The sequence below is a fragment of the Caloramator proteoclasticus DSM 10124 genome (assembly GCF_900129265.1).
In the GTDB taxonomy this organism is placed as follows: Bacteria; Bacillota; Clostridia; order Clostridiales; family Caloramatoraceae; genus Thermobrachium; species Thermobrachium proteoclasticum.
This window is the reverse complement of sequence record NZ_FQVG01000056.1, coordinates 1-16917: the sequence shown is the minus strand read 5'-3', so window position 1 is coordinate 16917 and position 16917 is coordinate 1. Positions and strand designations below refer to the sequence as shown.

Sequence of the window (16917 nt, the reverse complement as noted above, 5' to 3'; positions counted from 1 at the left end):
ATAAATATTGCATTTTAAGTTAATTTGTTTTAAATTTTTTGAATTGTCGCATTGTGAACTTAAAAGGAGGAGGGTATATGGGTATGATGAGAAATATTGTAAATAATAAGCAGAACAAAATAGAAAAACTAAAATCAGAAATTATAAAACTACGTAATATACTGGAAGATAATATAAATCTATATGGAACATCAGATAAAAGAGTATTAAGTATTAGTAAACAATTAGATGAAGCAATAAATTTTTATTTAGATATGTCTAAATGATTAGTATTTATTAATTTGTAGAGTGCTTTGTTATACAATACCTTATCAAAAACAGCCCACCTTATTTTTATAAGGTGGGCTGTTTTTAACTTACCTTATTTCTTCATATATTCTATTCATCTCATCATTATGGAATAAAATTACATCATTTAATCTCTCCTGCATCTCTTCGTGGTCGTCTACAAAGTCAAGCTCTACACACCACATTGGGTTGTATTCATCGTCTATCTCCTCTACTTTGTATCCCATCTGACTGTACTTTTCTATGTCATACATATCATATATTTGTGTAAACTCCTCATCGGTAACATCATCCTTTGTGGTGAGGAAAAGATAAACCTTACCATCTTCAACATACGCCTTATAGACTAAATTTAAACCCTCTTCAATCTCATAGCTTCCAAGTTCCTCCTGAAGAACTCCATTTTCCCTCTTCATTAGAACAAGTGCCTTTGCATCAATTTCCATATATTACACCTCTTTAAAATTCTAATCTCTCTTCTATATATTTTGCAACTTCGGCAATTGGTATTCTAACTTGAGTCATTGTGTCTCTATCTCTTATTGTAACTGAGTTGTCATTTAATGAATCAAAGTCGAAGGTTATACAGAATGGAGTACCTATTTCATCCTGTCTTCTATATCTCTTTCCTATACTTCCTGTTTCGTCAAAGTCAACCATAAACTTCTTAGAAAGCATTTCATATACCTTAAAGGCTTCATCAGAAAGTTTCTTTGAAAGTGGTAGTACTGCTGCCTTAAATGGAGCAAGTGCTGGATGTAGTCTTAAAACTGTTCTTACATCTCCGCCCTCTAATTCTTCTTCATCGTAGGCATCAACTAAGAAGGCAAGGGCAACTCTATCTGCACCAACAGATGGTTCTATACAATATGGAACTATCTTTTCATTTGTTTCAGGGTCAAAATAAACAAGTTCTTCTCCTGAATGATTAATATGTTGCTTTAGGTCAAAATCTGTTCTATCTGCAATTCCCCATAGTTCTCCCCAGCCAAATGGGAATTTGTATTCTATGTCTGTTGTAGCATTGCTGTAATGGGATAGTTCTTCCTTTGAGTGGTCTCTAAGTCTAATATTTTCTTCCTTCATACCAAGGCTAAGTAGCCAATTTTTGCAGAATTCCTTCCAATATTCAAACCACTTTAGGTCTTCTCCTGGCTTGCAGAAGAATTCAAGTTCCATTTGCTCAAATTCTCTTGTTCTAAATGTAAAGTTACCAGGTGTTATTTCGTTTCTAAAGGATTTTCCTATTTGACCTATACCAAAGGGTAATTTTTTTCTTGTTGTCCTTTGAACGTTCTTAAAGTTTACAAATATACCCTGTGCAGTTTCAGGTCTTAAATATACAAGTGCCTTTGAGTCCTCTGTAACTCCTTGGAATGTCTTAAACATAAGATTAAATTGTCTTATGTCTGTAAAGTTTTTAGCTCCACATTCAGGACAAGCTATTCCATTTTCATCTATGTACTGCTTCATTTTTTCGTTGCTCCAACCGTCTACGATTGGATTTTCAACGCCTTGATTTTTCATAAAATCTTCTATTAGTTTATCAGCTCTATATCTTGTTTTACACTCTTTACAATCCATAAGTGGGTCTGAAAAGCCTCCAACGTGCCCTGATGCAACCCAAACTTCAGGATTCATAAGTATTGCTGAATCCAAACCAACATTATATGGGCTCTCTTGAATGAATTTTTTCCACCAAGCCTTCTTTACATTGTTTTTAAATTCAACCCCAAGAGGACCATAGTCCCAAGTGTTTGCAAGACCTCCGTATATCTCTGAACCTGGGAAAACAAAACCTCTTGTTTTACAAAGGGAAACAATCTTATCCATTGTCTTTTCAACTGCCATTTTTGTACCTCCTTCTTTTTATTTTTTCCAAAACAAAAACCCTTCATCCCGGCAAGGGACGAAAGGTTTACTTCCGCGGTTCCACCCTTATTGGCATAACGCCCAGCTTTAAGGTAGTGCTCAAGGCTGCCCTTCACTGAAGGTTACTACCGAGCTTTCACCCTCCTCGGTTCGCTAAAAGCAACTTATTCAGCTACTCCTTCCTCTCATAGCACAAATATTAATTTCTTAAATTTTATGATAACAAATAGATAAATTTTGTCAAGGGTCATTAATAAAAAGGTAAAGGCTATTTTGAAACAGCCTCTACCCTTTCATCTAATAGGAAATATATAATTTAAGGGGGAACTTCTCAAAATCACTTGCTCTTGTTTCTTGTCTTTACATCAAATATTACTGCTGCTGCAAGAACAGCACCTCTTATAATATATTGATATGAAATACCTACTCCCATTAAGTTCATACCGTTAATAAGGGATGACATAACAAGTGCACCAACTATTGAACCTGTAACCTTTCCTACGCCACCTGCTGCAGAAACTCCACCAACGTAGGCAGCCGCAATTGCATCAAGTTCAAATAGTGTTCCTGCTGTAGTTGTTGCTGATTGCAAACGTGCAGTATATAAAATTCCTGATAGTGCCGCAAGTAGTCCCATTGAACCAAAAACTATCAATGTTATCTTGCTTACATCAATACCACTTAGCTTTGCAGCCTCTGGGTTTCCACCTACCGCATAAATGTGTCTTCCAAGAGATGTTTTTGTGGTTATTATGTGATATACAGCAACTACAATTATTACTATAACTACTGTCCAAGAAAGACCATTATACCCAGAAAGAATCCAAGTAACATATCCTATTATTGACGATATGAATACAAGTTTTAATATAAACATAGGTTTAGAAATAACTTCAAAGTTGTATTTTAACTTATTTTTTCTTGTTTTGTATTCGCTATATATATAGAAAACAATTGCACAAGCACCAATTAGTAAAGTTAAAAGGTGAACTCCCTTTATATTTGCAATGTCCGGAATATATCCATTTCCTATTGCATTGAAGCTCTTGTTTGGTATTATTATTGTTCCTGTACCCTCTGTAGCAAGTAAAAGTGCTCCTCTAAACACAAGCATACCCGCCAATGTTGCAACAAAGGCTGGAATACCTACATTTGCAATCAAATATCCATTGAAAAGACCAATGAGTAAACCCAATATCAATGCTACAAGTATTGCTACAGGAACAGGAGTACCATACTTTGTAAGTAAAATTGCAATGAGTGCTCCTAAAAATCCTGCAACATATCCAACTGATAGGTCAATGTGTCTTATTACAATAACCAAAGTCATACCAACAGATAAAACTGCAATATATCCAGTTTGGTTGATTAGATTACTTATATTTCTTGATGATATAAAAAGCCCACCAGAACCTATTGTAAATATAATCATTATAACTGCTAAGGCTATATACATACCATATTCACGAATATTTTCTCTTAAAAGTTGTTTTGCTTCTTTAATAAAATCCATATCCACGCCTCCTAATTAGTTGCAAGTTCCATAATTTTTTCTTGGGTTGCCTCTTCTATAGGTAATTCACCAACTATTTTTCCATCTGACATTACATATACTCTATCACTCATTCCAAGAACTTCAGGAAGTTCTGATGAAATCATAACTATACTCATACCCTGCTTTACAAGTTCATTCATCAATGTATAGATTTCATATTTTGCTCCAACATCTATACCTCTTGTTGGTTCATCAAGTATAAGCACATAGGGTCTTGCAAAGAGCCACTTTCCAAGTGAAACCTTCTGCTGATTTCCACCACTTAAATTTCCAACCTTTTGTTCCACACTTGGAGCCTTTATTTTCAAAGATGCCTTATATTCATTAGCCACCTTTATTTCCTCATTTTGATTTATAAATCCCTTTTCACATAAGCTCTTTAAATTTGCCAAGGTGATATTTGATTTTATATCGTCAATTAAAATCAAACCATTTCCCTTTCTATCCTCAGTTACATATGCTACTCCTGCCTTTATTGCATCCTTTGGTTTTAAAAATCTCTTCTTCTCTCCATTGACAAAAATATCTCCCTTTACCTTATAACCCTTTGAGTTGCCAAATATACTCAAGGCAAGTTCTGTTCTTCCTGAACCCATAAGCCCTGCGATACCAACTATTTCTCCCTTTCTTACATTAAAGGAAACATCTTTTAGTATCTGCCTATTTAAATTGGGATCATAGGCACTTAAATTCTTAACCTCAAGTACCTTGTCACCAAAATTCTTTATATTTCTCTTTGGATATATATCATCTATTTCACGACCAACCATATGTTTTATAATAATACCTTCTGTAATCTTATCCTTCTCCCTATCCAGTGAACAAATCGTTTTTCCATCTCTTAATACTGTTATAGAATCTGCAACCTCTAAAACTTCCTTTAACTTATGGGATATCAAAATACAGGTTACTCCCTGTGCCTTTAATTCTTTTATAAGTTTAAGAAGATTTTCACTATCATCTTCATTTAGAGCAGCTGTTGGTTCATCAAGTATTAAAAGTTTTACATTTTTACTTAAGGCCTTTGCTATTTCAACAAGTTGTTGCATTCCAACACCAAGGTCTTTAATTTTAATTGAAGGATTTATATTGAGCTTAACCTTTTTTAGCATCTCCTTGGCTCTAACTATTGTCTCTTCCCAATCTATAAATTTACCTTTTTTAATTTCGTGGCCTAAAAAAATATTTTCATATACTGTAAGTTCAGGTATTAGTGCAAGTTCTTGATATATAGTTACAATACCAACCTTTTCACTATCTGATATATGTGAAAACCTTTGGATATTTCCATTAAAAACTATATCTCCTGAATATTCTCCATAAGGATATACACCACTTAAAACCTTCATTAAAGTTGATTTACCTGAACCATTTTCACCTACTAAGCAGTGGATTTCTCCTCTTTTAACCTTAAAATTTACATTATCAAGAGCCTTAACTCCTGGAAATGTTTTTGTTATATTTTTCATCTCTAAAATATAATCGCTCATAACACCGCTCGCTCCTTGATAAACATTAAAATATTTTATGAATGAATAGTGATAGCCAAAGCTACCACTATTCATAAATTTAAACTGCTTTTACTTAATTCCTGTAAAGTCTGAAGCATTGTAGTAACCTGAATCAATAAGAGCTTGTTTTACATTATCCTTTGTTACAACAATAACTTCAGTTTGCTTTGCCTTAACATCTATCTTACCATTGTTATATGAACCAGTAGTCTTTGGTTCCTTACCATCAAGTATATCCTTAGCCATTCCTATAGCATCCTTTACAAGTGTTCTAACATCCTTAAATACTGTCATTGATTGCTTTCCATCAATGATGTATTGTATTGAAGCCTTTTCTGCATCTTGTCCAGTTATCTTATAGCTTGTAACGTCCTTGTCAGCTGCGAATGCATCTGCTATTGCACGCGCTGTACCATCATTTGGAGCTAATATATATACATTACCCTTATCTTCCTTTGAAGCTGCAGTTAAGTGTGCCTCTGCCTTATTCTTTGCTTCGTTAAAATCCCAGTTTGTAGTTACTTGTCCTATTATTCTACTCATCTCATCACGAGTTAGCTTTGCCTTACCTTGTAATGCAACTGCTTCGCTTGAATTCTTTATAACAAATGTTCCATCAGCAATCTTTGGTTGAAGAACATTCCAAGCACCTTCAAAGAATAGGAATGCATTATTATCTGATGCTGCTCCAGCATATAGATATAATGGGTTTCCTTTACCTTGAGCTTGTTCTACTAAGTATCTTGCTTGTGCTTCACCTACTGCAACGCTATCAAATGTTACATAGTAGTCAACTGCATCGGTATTAGTTATTAATCTATCATAGGAGATTACCTTAATACCTTCCTTCTTAGCTGCTTCTGCTGCTGCAGCTGCTGCACTACCATCGTGAGGACAAATGATTAATACCTTTATTCCCTTTGCTATAAGGGCGTCAACATTTTCCTTTTCCTTTGCTGATGAACCCTGGCTAAATAGGATTTCTACTGAATGGTTAGTGTCTTTTAGAGCTTCCTTAAATCTTGTTTCGTCTTGAACCCATCTTGGTTCATCCTTTGTTGGTAGAACTATACCAACATCAACCTTTTTTGTTCCACAGGATGTCAAACTAAACATCATAAGGCCTAACACTGCTGCTGAAATAAACTTTTTCAATTTAATCATACTAAACCCCCCTGAATTTTGTTTTGTTATTTTCAGCTAATTTAAAATTTTCTAACTCATTAGCTTCAACTAAATTATTGCATATTTATCTTGGCTTGTCTCTGTAGGTATTTGTGTTGGATAAGTATAATTTAGTGAATTATCTGAATTTTATAAAATTAATTAGTAATTTTTTGTTGCAAAATTTTACACAAAAATACCCCATAAAAGATTGATAAAATACCAAATCTTTTATGGGGTTTAAATCTATCTACTTCTTTAGATAAACTTCCTCCCTCAAGTGAAATCCATCTCTTATTATGGTTTCATCCATATTATTTTTATCCACTGCAATAGGCTCTAAAACATAATAAGGAACATAGTATTTACCATCAAATATTTTATTATTTGTTTGTATTTGTTCATTTTTTACAAGCTTTATAGCCATCCTAATTGCCTCTTCCGCAAGTTTATCAATTGGCTTATATATCGTCATAAGCTGTGTACCCTCTACTATTCTCTGACAAGCCCAAAGGTCTGCATCCTGTCCTACTACATAAACCCTTCCTATACGTCTATGTTCTGAAAGTGCCTCAATTACTCCCTCTGCAAGGCTGTCATTTCCACATATTACAGCATCTATATCTGTGTTTTTCTGTAGTTCTCTATCAACAACATTAAAGGCATACTCCCTCATCCAATTAGGCGACCACTCTTCTCCAACTATCTTAATCTGTCCATTGTTAATATATGGCTCTAACTTTTTATCATAACCCTCTTTAATCATCTTTGTATTGTAGTCATTTTTTGCACCGTTTACTATAAAAATGTTGCCATATCTCATTTTATTTAATATTCCCTCTGCCATAAGCTCTCCAACCCTTACATTGTCAAAACTTATGTAGAGGTCAACATTAGAATTAAGCACCAATCTGTCATAGGATATAACTGGAACTCCTCTTTCCTTTGCCATTTGAACTGCACTTTGTGCCTTTATATAGTCATTAGGAACAAGCAAAAGCACGTCAATCCCCTGATCCAATAGATATTTAACCTGATTTAGTTGATCTTGGTCGTCATTATTTGCATTTTGTACTATAATTTCAGCGTCATATTCTCTTGCCTTTGCCATTAAAATATCTCTATCCTTTATCCATCTTTCTTCCTTTAAAGTACCAAGTGAAAAACCTATTCTTATCTTCTTTTTATCATCCTTCACACTATTTTTTGAAGCTAAATATATATAGGGCTTATAAAACTTTATAAAAATTAAGGCTGTTTGTATTATGAGAAGTAGGAGGAGTGAAACTAATATTGAATTTCTTAAAAACCTATCCTTAACCAACATAATCCCCCCTTATCCTGCTTGAAGCTCTATATTCTGTGGGGGTCATTCCAGTTATCTTTTTAAATATTTTGCAGTAGTAGTTAGGGTCATTATATCCTATCTCTTGGCATATCTCCTTTATACTCATATTTCTATTAGATAATAATTGCATAGACTTTTCTATTCTAAGTTCTGTTAAATAATCTGTAAATCCTTTTCCTATCTCATTTTTAAATATTTTGCTTAAATAATGATAACTAATATTAACGTGCTGTGCTGCATCCTGAAGAGAAATATCTTCTTTATAATTTTTGTTTATAAATTCTAAAACCTTTGATATAATATCATCCACCTGCTCCTGCTTTCTATTTTGTATTTCAAGGGAGATATCTGAAATATACTGTAAAAAGCTTTTTCTTATTTCATTTATATCCTCTTCCTTTAAAACCGTCAAAACAAATGCCTGCTTTAGGGTATTAATATTATCAAGCTTATATGGAATAACTTTATCTACATTAAAGGCCAATTCTATAAGTTTTGTTTTTATTTTGTATATATCATTAACATATGCATTGCTTAACCAAACATATATTGATTTAAAAGCTTCCTTAGCACCATTAAAGTCTCCTGAAACAATACAGTTTAAAAAGGCAGTTTCAAGGTTCCAAGGGTACACATCATCCTTTTGAGTATTAGGATTTATATCCTCATAATGAACAATAGTTTGTCCATTATTTATAGAAGATGCAATATAGGCCTCATTACAGGACTTATTAAAATTTTCTATACTATAATTTCTACCTATTCCTATTTTATATTTTAAATTAGATGCACCCTTTATTTTTTCTTCAAACTTCTTTGCTGTTTCAATGGATTTATATTTAACAAATTCATCCTCATCTTCATCAGTCGGGATAAAGGCTACAATTCTATCCGATAAAGGATTGGATATAATGCAGGGAACTATACTTTTTAATTTTATTTTAAACAGGTCGTAAAAATTCTGTTTATCATATTTGTCCTTAAGAGTTGTATTTCCTACTAAACGTCCATCACCCTCAAGGGAAACACTCATAACATAACCCTGCCTTAATGACATATTAAAAACATTTTCATAAAATCCCACATCATTTAATGTTCCTATATTGAACATCTTATATGCTATAAATTGTCCCTCTAAAAATGGTACAATATTGTTTATTCTCTCCTTTAATTCAACCTCCAACATTATATTTCTTCTTCTTTTTTCAATTGCAGTTTTTAGATTATTAATGGTTTCTATTAACTTAAGTTTATTTATAGGTTTTAAAAGATATTCAAAAACACCAAGATTTAATGCCTCCTTTGCGTAGTCAAAGTATTCATAGGCTGTTAGTATTACAAAAAATATATCGCTATTTGTAGACTTAATCTGCCTTATAGCCTCTATTCCATTTATGCCAGGCATATGTATATCCATAAAAACAATATCTGGCTTTGTTTGTATTGCCTTTTCTATTGCTTCACGTCCTGTAGCTGCAGTATCTACAATTTTTACATCATCAAAGTTTTTTTCTATTATCATTTTTATATATTCAAGAACAAGATACTCATCATCTACTATTAAAACCTTCAACATACTTTTAATCCCCCTTGTCCCACATTAAATCTTGGTATCTTCAAGGTTACTTTAGTACCTTCATCTATTTTACTTTCAATACTTATTAACTCACTTCTATCTTTTATATTAAAAAGAAGCTCTAACCTTTCTAAGACATTTTTCATTCCAATGCCTGTAACGTGTTTTTTGGCAATCTCCTCATCTTTATTTGAACATATTATTGCATTTATACACTCTTTATCCATTCCTGTCCCGTTGTCAATAATATCAATTAATACATAATCAAGTTCCGCCTTTACATTAAGATGTATTTCCCCTTTTCTTTCAAGATTTTGAAGCCCGTGTATATAAGCATTTTCAACAATTGGCTGAAGTGTTATTCTTGGTATCTTGGTATCTAACGCAAGTTCATCTATATCAGTATAGAAGTCTATCCTGTTTCCAAATCTCATCTTCAAAATCTGAATATAATTTATAACGTGTTCTATTTCATCCCTTAAGGAGACTAAATCATCAATATTTTTAAGGTTGTATCTAAAAAGTTGTGCTATGTTTTCAATAAACTCTGATGTCTTATCAGCCCCTTCAATTGTTGATAATTGTGCCGCCGCGTTTAATGTATTAAATAAAAAATGGGGGTTTATTTGTGATTGTAGATACTTAAGTTCTGCCTCCTTAAGAAGACTACCCATTTTTAAATTTTGAAGCTCCTGCTCCTTTAGCTTATTTTCCATTTCGGCTTGTTTTTTAAGTTCACTTATATAATCCTTTATGCTCTCAACCATATTTATAAATGCACCTGTTAAAATATCTGTTTCATCTCCTGTATGGGTTTGAGTAAGCTTAACCTCTAAGTCTCCCTCTGTAATTCGTTCTGCATATTTTGATAGCTCAGATATTGGTTTTATTAATCTATAGGTTGCAGATGCTGCAATATATAATGTGACAATAACTGATACAATTATTGCAAAAAAGGTTAGTATAATAATAAACCTCATATTGCTATTTATGTTTTGGTATCTTTCGGTACCACCCTTTAATGTATTGTCTAACAGTTTATTATTGTATTTGTTTATATATTCACCTATTTCAGTAACCCTTTCAAAATTTGCTATGTATCTACTGCTTATCCTACCTCTCTTTGCCAACACAGCCTTATCCGTTTCTGATAAAAGTTCATCAAGCATATTACCAATATCCTTTAGAATTAATTTATCTTCATTGTAATCTAAAGTTCTTGGTATTTCCCTTGATATTACCTGAAGTCTATTATAATAGTCATAATAACGCAAAAGGCTTTCAGAGGAGGCGGTAGTCAAGTATTTTTCAAGTTCTGTAATTAGGCTATTTACTGTGTTTTTTACATCATTTATGTATATATAATCCTTTATGATTGTATTTGTATTATTTAAAACTACATCGGCACTATAATAGGAAAAAAGACTTATGCTACTTAAGAACAATATAATAAACAAAAAATATATAATTAGCTTTTTTCTTATTCCAAAGAATTTAAAAAACTCTCTATTCATAAAGACTCTCCCACTTTAGAAGTTTTTCCTTTTCATTGCTTTTTTTCTTGAATTCCTCAATCGTTTCCTTTGTTAAAACCTTTAATTCGGTATTTATATAATACGGAACATTTTTCGATGATTTAATATCAATAAGTGCTTTAACACTTTCGTATCCCATCTGAAAGGGATCACTTGATATAGTTCCATAAATAATTTCCTTATCAATATATCTTATGATTTCCTCTGAACTTCCATAGCCCACAAGTATTATTTCACCAACCTTGTTTCTATCTACAATTAGCTGTGCTGCTCCTAAGGTATCTGCTGAACTAACTGTAAAAATAGCATTTATTTTTTCTTGCGAATCTATAATCTTTTGTGTTATTTCCTCTGCACTTAAAATGCCCATTTTAGATGTATAGGTTTTTACAACCTTCATTTCTGGATAATCCTTTATGGCACTAAAAAAACCGTTCATTTTTAGATTGTTTTCCACCAAATCTTGATTTAAATCATTGCTTGTGATAATTGCAATATTGGCTCTTCCACCTGTTGCTTTTATCATAAGTTCCGCTGCCTTTTTACCAACCTCAAAACTATTTACCCCTACGAAGGAATATCTTTTACTTTTATTATCATCATTTTCAAATGTAATAACAGGAATACCCTTAAAAAATGCCCTATCAATTAGGCTTGTGAAATCTCCTGTTGTTGGAACGTGGGTAATAATTCCATCCACCTTTGATAAAATTGCAATATCAAGATATTTTAACTGTTCCTTTGGATCATTAAATCTTGGAGAGCAGAACTCTATTACTACATTATTATCCTTTGCTGCCTTATTTGCCCCCATTATAACCTCTCTCCAGAAGGGATCTGTTGAGTTTTGTGTTATAAAATAAAAATGATATAGAGGTTTTGCAAAAACAGTCTGTTCTCTATCATTTTTTGTATACATAAGCAATAAACTTGCTGCTAAATTTGCTATTATTAGAATTAAAATAGCTTGTCTATTTATAAAATCTACCAACTTCTTAAACATTGCTAACCCACCTTGTCATAAAATTCTCAATTTTCATTATATCATAAAAAACAAAAAGAGTAGTAAACAAGTAATCAGATTGTTTACTACTCTTTTTTATTAATATATTTATTTAAACATCCTATCTTCTGTTAAACCCATTTCCAAATCCTCTTCTCATTCCTTGACCTAATCCTGCACCATTTCCCATTCCTTTTCCTTGGCTATTTCCAAAACCAACACCATACTTTTGACCAAGTCTTTGTGAACCTGTTCCATCACAGTTTGCCATATTGTTTTTAATAGAATTATAAATTTCATCTGCCTGTTCCTGAGTTATCCTTCCTTCCTTTACTCTTTGGTCTAATATCTCTTTTTTATTCTTTAGCATTTCATTTTTAAACTCCTCAAGCTTTCCTGCTTCCTTTGCTATTGTTCCATATGTTTTGCCCTGTGCTCTTTCTTGGTATAAAGTTTCTACAGTCTTTCCTGTTAGCTTTGAAACTATATCAACTGGTCTTGTGGCTGCATAAGCAAGTGCAGTTGTTGATACTGCCCCTACTATTAAAAGTCCTAATGCCATCTTTTTCATCTTCATACTAATCTACCTCCTAAAAATTTAATTTATTTATCTTATACTTTGATTATATTTTTATAATGTGATTGATTTATGGGATTTTTGTGTAGATTTTGTGAAGTTCATTTTATTTTTTGATTTTATGTATTAATATATAGTTAAAACAATTAGGGGGTGTTCTTATGAGCAAAATACTTCTTGTAGAAGATGAGGATAAATTAAGACGTGTCTTAAAACTTTATCTTGAAAACGAAGGATATAGCGTTGATGAGGCAAAGGATGGTGAAGAGGCTATAAACTTATTCTCACCCCTTACTCATTCTCTTATCATACTTGATGTTATGCTTCCAAAACGTGATGGTTGGAGTGTTTTAAGAACAATAAGAAAGGATAGCGATGTTCCTGTTATTATGCTAACTGCCCGTGGCGAAGAGGATGATAAATTATTCGGTTTTGACCTTGGAGTTGATGACTATGTTGTAAAACCTGCAAGTCCAAGGGAAATAGTAGCAAGAACTCGTGCCATATTAAAAAGAGTTAAGAAGACTGATGAATCAGAAGGAATACTTATTGATAAATCTGCAAGGGAGGTTAGAGTTAACGGACATACTATTGATTTGACATTAAAGGAATTTGAGCTTCTTTTATATCTGTATGAACATAAAAACATAGCCATATCAAGGGAACAAATACTTGATGCTGTTTGGGGATATGAATATTATGGAGACCTTAGAACTGTTGATACCCACATAAAAAATATAAGAGAGAAACTTGGTGATTATAGGGACTATATTCAAACGGTTAGAGGGTTTGGATATAAATTCGAGGTGAAAAAATGAGAGGAATAAGATATAAGTTAATAGTGTACACATCTCTTTTAATGATTATTCTTTTAGTTTTTAATGTACTTCTGCAAAGTAATATATTAAATAGGTACTATTCAAATACTGAAAGGGATAAACTTATTTCCTATGCACAAGTTATTGAAAAAAATCTTATAAACCAAGATAAACTTACTTCTGAAATAGAGAGAATTTCAAGTACATTAAATGCACGTGTATCAATTTATGATAGCAATGGAGATATTGTTTTCAAAGAATACTCGCATATGATGGGTATGACAGGCAAAATAATGAATATAGAAAAAAACTATTTAAGCAGTGTTTTAGATGGTCAAATAATATATAGAACAGATGAAATGATGTTAAGGCAGAGCAAGATTATTTCTCTTGGCTATCCTGCTAAATTAAACGGTAATATATTTGCTATATTTATTCATATACCTACAGTTGAAATAAACAATGCAGTATCTAATATATCTAAACAATTTACTTATCTTTTATTTGTTGCAATACTTATATCCTTTGTTGGTGCATACTTTATTAGTAACAAGTTCACAAAGCCAATCATCGAAATAAATGATGCTGCCAAGAAAATATCAAGGGGAGATTACAGCATAAGACTAAATATAAATACTAATGATGAAATAGAAGAACTTTCAAAAACAATAAACTCAATGGCTGAAAACCTTTCTAAAACTGAAAAATTAAGGCGGGATTTTATAGCAAATGTAACCCACGAATTTAGAACTCCCCTTGGGATTATTAAAGGATATGCAGAGGCACTCTATGACGACATTGTTCCTATAGAAGAGAGGAAGGAATATATTAAGGATATAATTGAAGAGGTTGAAAGGTTAAATAAACTTGTAAATGAAAACCTTGAACTTTCTAAAATAGAGTCAGGTAATATAAATTTAAAGTTTGAAGAAGTAAATCTATATGCCTTGTTAAGTGATATTGTAGATAAAATAAAAATAATAAAGGGAAACAGGATTATTTTAATAAATGGAAATGATATATTAATGAAAGCCGATAGATACTACCTTGAGATGGCCATATTAAACATACTGTCAAATTGCATTAAACATACAAAGGATGATGGACTAATTGAAATTAGTATAAGCAATGAAGAAAAAATTACAATAACTATAAAAGATAATGGTGAAGGAATAGAAGAAAAACACCTTCCATTTATTTTTGAAAGGTTTTATAGGGTTAAAGAAAAAGGGATAGGAGGTCTTGGTTTATCTATTGCTAAAGAGATAATTAAGCTTCATAATGGAAACATACAGGTTAAAAGCAAGATAGGAGAAGGAACCACTTTTATAATACAGTTTAAATAAATAGGTGGCATAATGCCACCTATTCTACTACAACAGCTGTGCCTGATGCTGTAACCATTAACATACTTCCTGACTGTCCTAATACTTCATAGTCAATATCCACACCAACAACAGCATTGGCACCTAAAGCTTGTGCTCTTTGTTTCATCTCCTCAAGTGCTCTATCCCTTGCGTAAAGTAGTTCTTCCTCATAAGTAGATGAACGTCCTCCAAAAATATCAGAGAGTCCTGCCATAAAATCCTTTACAAAGTTTACACCACTTATGACCTCTCCAAAAACAATCCCCTTGTACTCAACTATTTTCTTCCCTTCTATCGAAGGAGTAGTTGTAATAATCATACTTTTATCCCCCTTTTTAAATTATTTACAACCTGCACAACTTGAGCAGCTTGATTTTACTGGCCTTAAGGAAGTTACTATAAATCCTTCTTTAGGCTCTAAAACATAATCTATTTTTATTCCATCGGAATATTTTAAAACATTTTCATCCGCAAAGTATGTAATATCTCCAACCTTTTCTGTTATGTCATCCTCCTTTATATCATCAAAGGCAAGACCAAATTTTGCACCGTGGCACGCAATTGCCTCTACATATATTCTTAATTGATTCTTTTCATTATATGTTTTTATTGCCTCCTTTATCTTATCCTCTGCTAATTTTGTTACTTGAACCTCCATTTTAACACCTCTTTTATTTATAATTTTTGTCTAACCACGTCTGCACATATTTTATATACTCTGCAAAGTCATCAAGTTTATTTTTCAGCACATCTATTATAATTTCTTCATCCACCCTCAAATAATCGTGAACTAATATATTTCTAAAGGATGCCATTCCAACTATGTTCTTTGCAAACTTCTCTGGAATTACACCTATTTTATGCAAAGTAAGAAGGGTTTCTCTATAACTATCAGGTTTATCTAATTCAGTTGTAGAAATTATTATATTGGCTATATCTATCACACATTCAACCGAAATTTGTAAACCTCTTTCAATACCCCAATATCTTAACATATCTCTCTTTAGATTTTCTTTATTTATATCAAATGAAACCTGCTTAAGAAGCAAAAGATTTTTTTGTAGTTCTCTTATCTTATATTCTATAAGTTCAGCTATGTCTTTTGTCATTTAACATACCCCACTTTTCCTTAAAAGTTATATCCATAACCTGCTTTTGTCTGTTTCTATAATATTCCATATCCATATATTCATCCATTGTTTTTGACTCAAATATTACTTTTTCATATTCCGAAACCTTGTAAACAATTTTACCATATTTTATAACTTGAAATTTTAATATTGAATTGGCATCGTTTAGAATAACGACATCTATATCATCTCTATTTAAAATCCCCGCCAATTCTGATATAAGATTTATTTTGTCATAGGGTGTATATTCACCCAGCAAAATTGCAATATCAAGATCGCTGTTTTTAGTATTTGTACCCTTTGCATATGAACCAAATATATAAACAAGCTTAATATCAAACTGTTCAAGCAAAATATTAATTTTATTATTAATACACTCTACAGCCTCATTTAAATCCTTTTGTTTCATAATTTCACCCTTATATATTTTATTTTACTTCTAAACGTGTTATTATAAATTATTATACCTTACTAAAAAATAATTACAATAAGGATGGTGCTATAGTTGAGACTTTGGGGAAAAATATACAAAAATAATAAGCTAATAAGACACGAAGAGGCAGAATTTAAAGGTGGTGCAGATTATCAAGAGAACCTAAAAATGTGTATAACAGAGATATGTCAAAAACTTGATATTCAAAAGCCCTATTGGCTTCCTAAAAATCTTGAAGAGTATAATAAGTATTCTAAAACTTCCTTTAAACAGGATAATTTTATTGAGGAGATAGATTTTGATTATTTTGAGATTGTGGAACTTGAGGAGGATTTGAGATAATCAAATCCTCTTATTTAATTTTTTAAATTTTTCTTCATCAGAAGTTTCGCAGATTAAAAAATAAATAGGGCGTAGCCCCTTGATATGTAATGGTTTAGATGAATAATAATTGAAATATGTAAATTCCGATTTTTACTGGAAAAAATTTAGGGTTTAAAAATGAAAACATCCTTTCTATAATGAATTTTGCTACAAACCCAATAGAAAGGATGTTTTGAGATGAACAAGCGTTATTTAAAACAAATGCTCACCTACTTCTCTAAGGTATACCATCTTGGAGAAAAAATCAAGGGGTTAAAAGATGGAAGAATAAATCCTCAAATTGAAACTTCAACTATTTCATTTATAGTTCTGTTCACATTTATCTGTAGACTTAAAAGTTTTAATAGACTCGAACA

Annotated in this window: 18 protein-coding genes; 4 read left to right on the top strand and 14 right to left on the bottom strand. The window is 31.9% G+C overall.

Annotation, left to right across the window (positions count from 1 at the left end; translation table 11 throughout):
- Window positions 1-77 precede the first annotated feature (77 nt).
- A complete protein-coding gene (locus BUB63_RS11055; protein ID WP_073249795.1) occupies window positions 78-266 on the top strand; it encodes an aspartyl-phosphate phosphatase Spo0E family protein in 189 nt (62 codons plus the stop codon).
- 90 nt (window positions 267-356) lie between these two features.
- On the opposite strand, the gene BUB63_RS11050 is transcribed toward BUB63_RS11055, so the two are convergent.
- The 10 genes from BUB63_RS11050 to BUB63_RS11005 form a co-directional block, all read right to left on the bottom strand.
- A complete protein-coding gene (locus BUB63_RS11050) occupies window positions 357-734 on the bottom strand; it encodes a DUF6762 family protein (RefSeq protein ID WP_051350562.1) in 378 nt (125 codons plus the stop codon).
- Window positions 735-747: 13 nt separating this feature from the next.
- Window positions 748-2139, bottom strand: a complete 1392-nt coding sequence (locus BUB63_RS11045; RefSeq protein WP_073249793.1) for a glycine--tRNA ligase — start codon at window positions 2137-2139, stop codon at window positions 748-750.
- A gap of 358 nt (window positions 2140-2497) precedes the next feature.
- On the bottom strand, window positions 2498-3673 hold the full coding sequence (locus BUB63_RS11040) for a sugar ABC transporter permease (RefSeq protein WP_027307836.1): 1176 nt from the start codon (window positions 3671-3673) through the stop codon (window positions 2498-2500).
- A gap of 11 nt (window positions 3674-3684) precedes the next feature.
- Complete coding sequence (locus BUB63_RS11035) at window positions 3685-5205, bottom strand: xylose ABC transporter ATP-binding protein (protein ID WP_073249799.1); 1521 nt, start codon at window positions 5203-5205, stop codon at window positions 3685-3687.
- 90 nt (window positions 5206-5295) lie between these two features.
- Window positions 5296-6390 (bottom strand): sugar ABC transporter substrate-binding protein, encoded by a 1095-nt coding sequence (locus BUB63_RS11030; RefSeq protein ID WP_084106764.1) that lies wholly within the window; start codon window positions 6388-6390, stop codon window positions 5296-5298.
- Between the two features lie 250 nt (window positions 6391-6640).
- Window positions 6641-7717: a sugar ABC transporter substrate-binding protein gene (locus tag BUB63_RS11025; protein ID WP_073249791.1), complete on the bottom strand. Its 1077-nt coding sequence runs from the start codon at window positions 7715-7717 to the stop codon at window positions 6641-6643.
- The gene (locus BUB63_RS11020; protein ID WP_073249789.1) at window positions 7707-9314 is read right to left on the bottom strand and encodes a response regulator transcription factor; all 1608 of its coding nucleotides are present in this window, start codon (window positions 9312-9314) and stop codon (window positions 7707-7709) included. The genes BUB63_RS11025 and BUB63_RS11020 overlap by 11 nt, the downstream gene beginning before the upstream one ends.
- Entirely contained in the window at window positions 9308-10828 is a 1521-nt protein-coding gene (locus tag BUB63_RS11015) for a sensor histidine kinase (protein ID WP_073249787.1), read from the bottom strand. The genes BUB63_RS11020 and BUB63_RS11015 overlap by 7 nt, the downstream gene beginning before the upstream one ends.
- Window positions 10821-11852, bottom strand: coding sequence for a substrate-binding domain-containing protein (locus tag BUB63_RS11010; RefSeq protein WP_073249785.1), 1032 nt, complete (start codon window positions 11850-11852; stop codon window positions 10821-10823). Before BUB63_RS11010 ends, BUB63_RS11015 begins: the two co-directional genes overlap by 8 nt.
- Window positions 11853-11973: 121 nt before the next feature.
- Window positions 11974-12429 carry a DUF2680 domain-containing protein gene (locus BUB63_RS11005; protein WP_073249783.1) on the bottom strand — a complete coding sequence of 152 codons (456 nt, stop codon included), beginning with the start codon at window positions 12427-12429 and terminating at the stop codon, window positions 11974-11976.
- Window positions 12430-12590: 161 nt separating this feature from the next.
- On the opposite strand from BUB63_RS11005, the gene BUB63_RS11000 reads away from it, so the two are divergent.
- Both BUB63_RS11000 and BUB63_RS10995 read left to right on the top strand, forming a co-directional pair.
- On the top strand, window positions 12591-13247 hold the full coding sequence (locus BUB63_RS11000) for a response regulator transcription factor (protein ID WP_073249781.1): 657 nt from the start codon (window positions 12591-12593) through the stop codon (window positions 13245-13247).
- Window positions 13244-14593 (top strand): sensor histidine kinase, encoded by a 1350-nt coding sequence (locus BUB63_RS10995; RefSeq protein WP_073249779.1) that lies wholly within the window; start codon window positions 13244-13246, stop codon window positions 14591-14593. Before BUB63_RS11000 ends, BUB63_RS10995 begins: the two co-directional genes overlap by 4 nt.
- A gap of 19 nt (window positions 14594-14612) precedes the next feature.
- Here the strand turns inward: BUB63_RS10995 and BUB63_RS10990 are convergent, their stop codons facing one another.
- The 4 genes from BUB63_RS10990 to mntA are packed head-to-tail and all read right to left on the bottom strand — an operon-like array spanning window position 14613 to window position 16153.
- On the bottom strand, window positions 14613-14933 hold the full coding sequence (locus tag BUB63_RS10990; protein ID WP_027307826.1) for a putative heavy metal-binding protein: 321 nt from the start codon (window positions 14931-14933) through the stop codon (window positions 14613-14615).
- A gap of 21 nt (window positions 14934-14954) precedes the next feature.
- On the bottom strand, window positions 14955-15272 hold the full coding sequence (locus tag BUB63_RS10985; protein WP_073249777.1) for an iron-sulfur cluster biosynthesis family protein: 318 nt from the start codon (window positions 15270-15272) through the stop codon (window positions 14955-14957).
- Window positions 15273-15285: 13 nt separating this feature from the next.
- Entirely contained in the window at window positions 15286-15723 is a 438-nt protein-coding gene (gene hepT, locus BUB63_RS10980; protein WP_027307824.1) for a type VII toxin-antitoxin system HepT family RNase toxin, read from the bottom strand.
- Complete coding sequence (mntA, locus tag BUB63_RS10975; RefSeq protein ID WP_073249775.1) at window positions 15704-16153, bottom strand: type VII toxin-antitoxin system MntA family adenylyltransferase antitoxin; 450 nt, start codon at window positions 16151-16153, stop codon at window positions 15704-15706. The genes hepT and mntA overlap by 20 nt, the downstream gene beginning before the upstream one ends.
- A 96-nt stretch (window positions 16154-16249) precedes the next feature.
- On the opposite strand from mntA, the gene BUB63_RS10970 reads away from it, so the two are divergent.
- Window positions 16250-16519 carry a hypothetical protein gene (locus tag BUB63_RS10970; RefSeq protein WP_073249773.1) on the top strand — a complete coding sequence of 90 codons (270 nt, stop codon included), beginning with the start codon at window positions 16250-16252 and terminating at the stop codon, window positions 16517-16519.
- Window positions 16520-16917 lie beyond the last annotated feature (398 nt).

Bases quoted from the DNA above. Each gene is read 5' to 3' on its own strand.
- mntA (WP_073249775.1), bottom strand. From the start codon at position 16,153: ATGAAACAAAAGGATTTAAATGAGGCTGTAGAGTGTATTAATAATAAA.
- BUB63_RS11045 (WP_073249793.1), bottom strand. From the start codon at position 2,139: ATGGCAGTTGAAAAGACAATGGATAAGATTGTTTCCCTTTGTAAAACA.
- BUB63_RS11005 (WP_073249783.1), bottom strand. From the start codon at position 12,429: ATGAAGATGAAAAAGATGGCATTAGGACTTTTAATAGTAGGGGCAGTA.
- BUB63_RS11015 (WP_073249787.1), bottom strand. From the start codon at position 10,828: ATGAATAGAGAGTTTTTTAAATTCTTTGGAATAAGAAAAAAGCTAATT.
- BUB63_RS10985 (WP_073249777.1), bottom strand. From the start codon at position 15,272: ATGGAGGTTCAAGTAACAAAATTAGCAGAGGATAAGATAAAGGAGGCA.
- BUB63_RS11010 (WP_073249785.1), bottom strand. From the start codon at position 11,852: ATGTTTAAGAAGTTGGTAGATTTTATAAATAGACAAGCTATTTTAATT.
- BUB63_RS11055 (WP_073249795.1), top strand. From the start codon at position 78: ATGGGTATGATGAGAAATATTGTAAATAATAAGCAGAACAAAATAGAA.
- hepT (WP_027307824.1), bottom strand. From the start codon at position 15,723: ATGACAAAAGACATAGCTGAACTTATAGAATATAAGATAAGAGAACTA.
- BUB63_RS10990 (WP_027307826.1), bottom strand. From the start codon at position 14,933: ATGATTATTACAACTACTCCTTCGATAGAAGGGAAGAAAATAGTTGAG.
- BUB63_RS11040 (WP_027307836.1), bottom strand. From the start codon at position 3,673: ATGGATTTTATTAAAGAAGCAAAACAACTTTTAAGAGAAAATATTCGT.
- BUB63_RS11035 (WP_073249799.1), bottom strand. From the start codon at position 5,205: ATGAGCGATTATATTTTAGAGATGAAAAATATAACAAAAACATTTCCA.
- BUB63_RS11050 (WP_051350562.1), bottom strand. From the start codon at position 734: ATGGAAATTGATGCAAAGGCACTTGTTCTAATGAAGAGGGAAAATGGA.
- BUB63_RS11000 (WP_073249781.1), top strand. From the start codon at position 12,591: ATGAGCAAAATACTTCTTGTAGAAGATGAGGATAAATTAAGACGTGTC.
- BUB63_RS11030 (WP_084106764.1), bottom strand. From the start codon at position 6,390: ATGATTAAATTGAAAAAGTTTATTTCAGCAGCAGTGTTAGGCCTTATG.
- BUB63_RS10995 (WP_073249779.1), top strand. From the start codon at position 13,244: ATGAGAGGAATAAGATATAAGTTAATAGTGTACACATCTCTTTTAATG.
- BUB63_RS11025 (WP_073249791.1), bottom strand. From the start codon at position 7,717: ATGTTGGTTAAGGATAGGTTTTTAAGAAATTCAATATTAGTTTCACTC.
- BUB63_RS11020 (WP_073249789.1), bottom strand. From the start codon at position 9,314: ATGTTGAAGGTTTTAATAGTAGATGATGAGTATCTTGTTCTTGAATAT.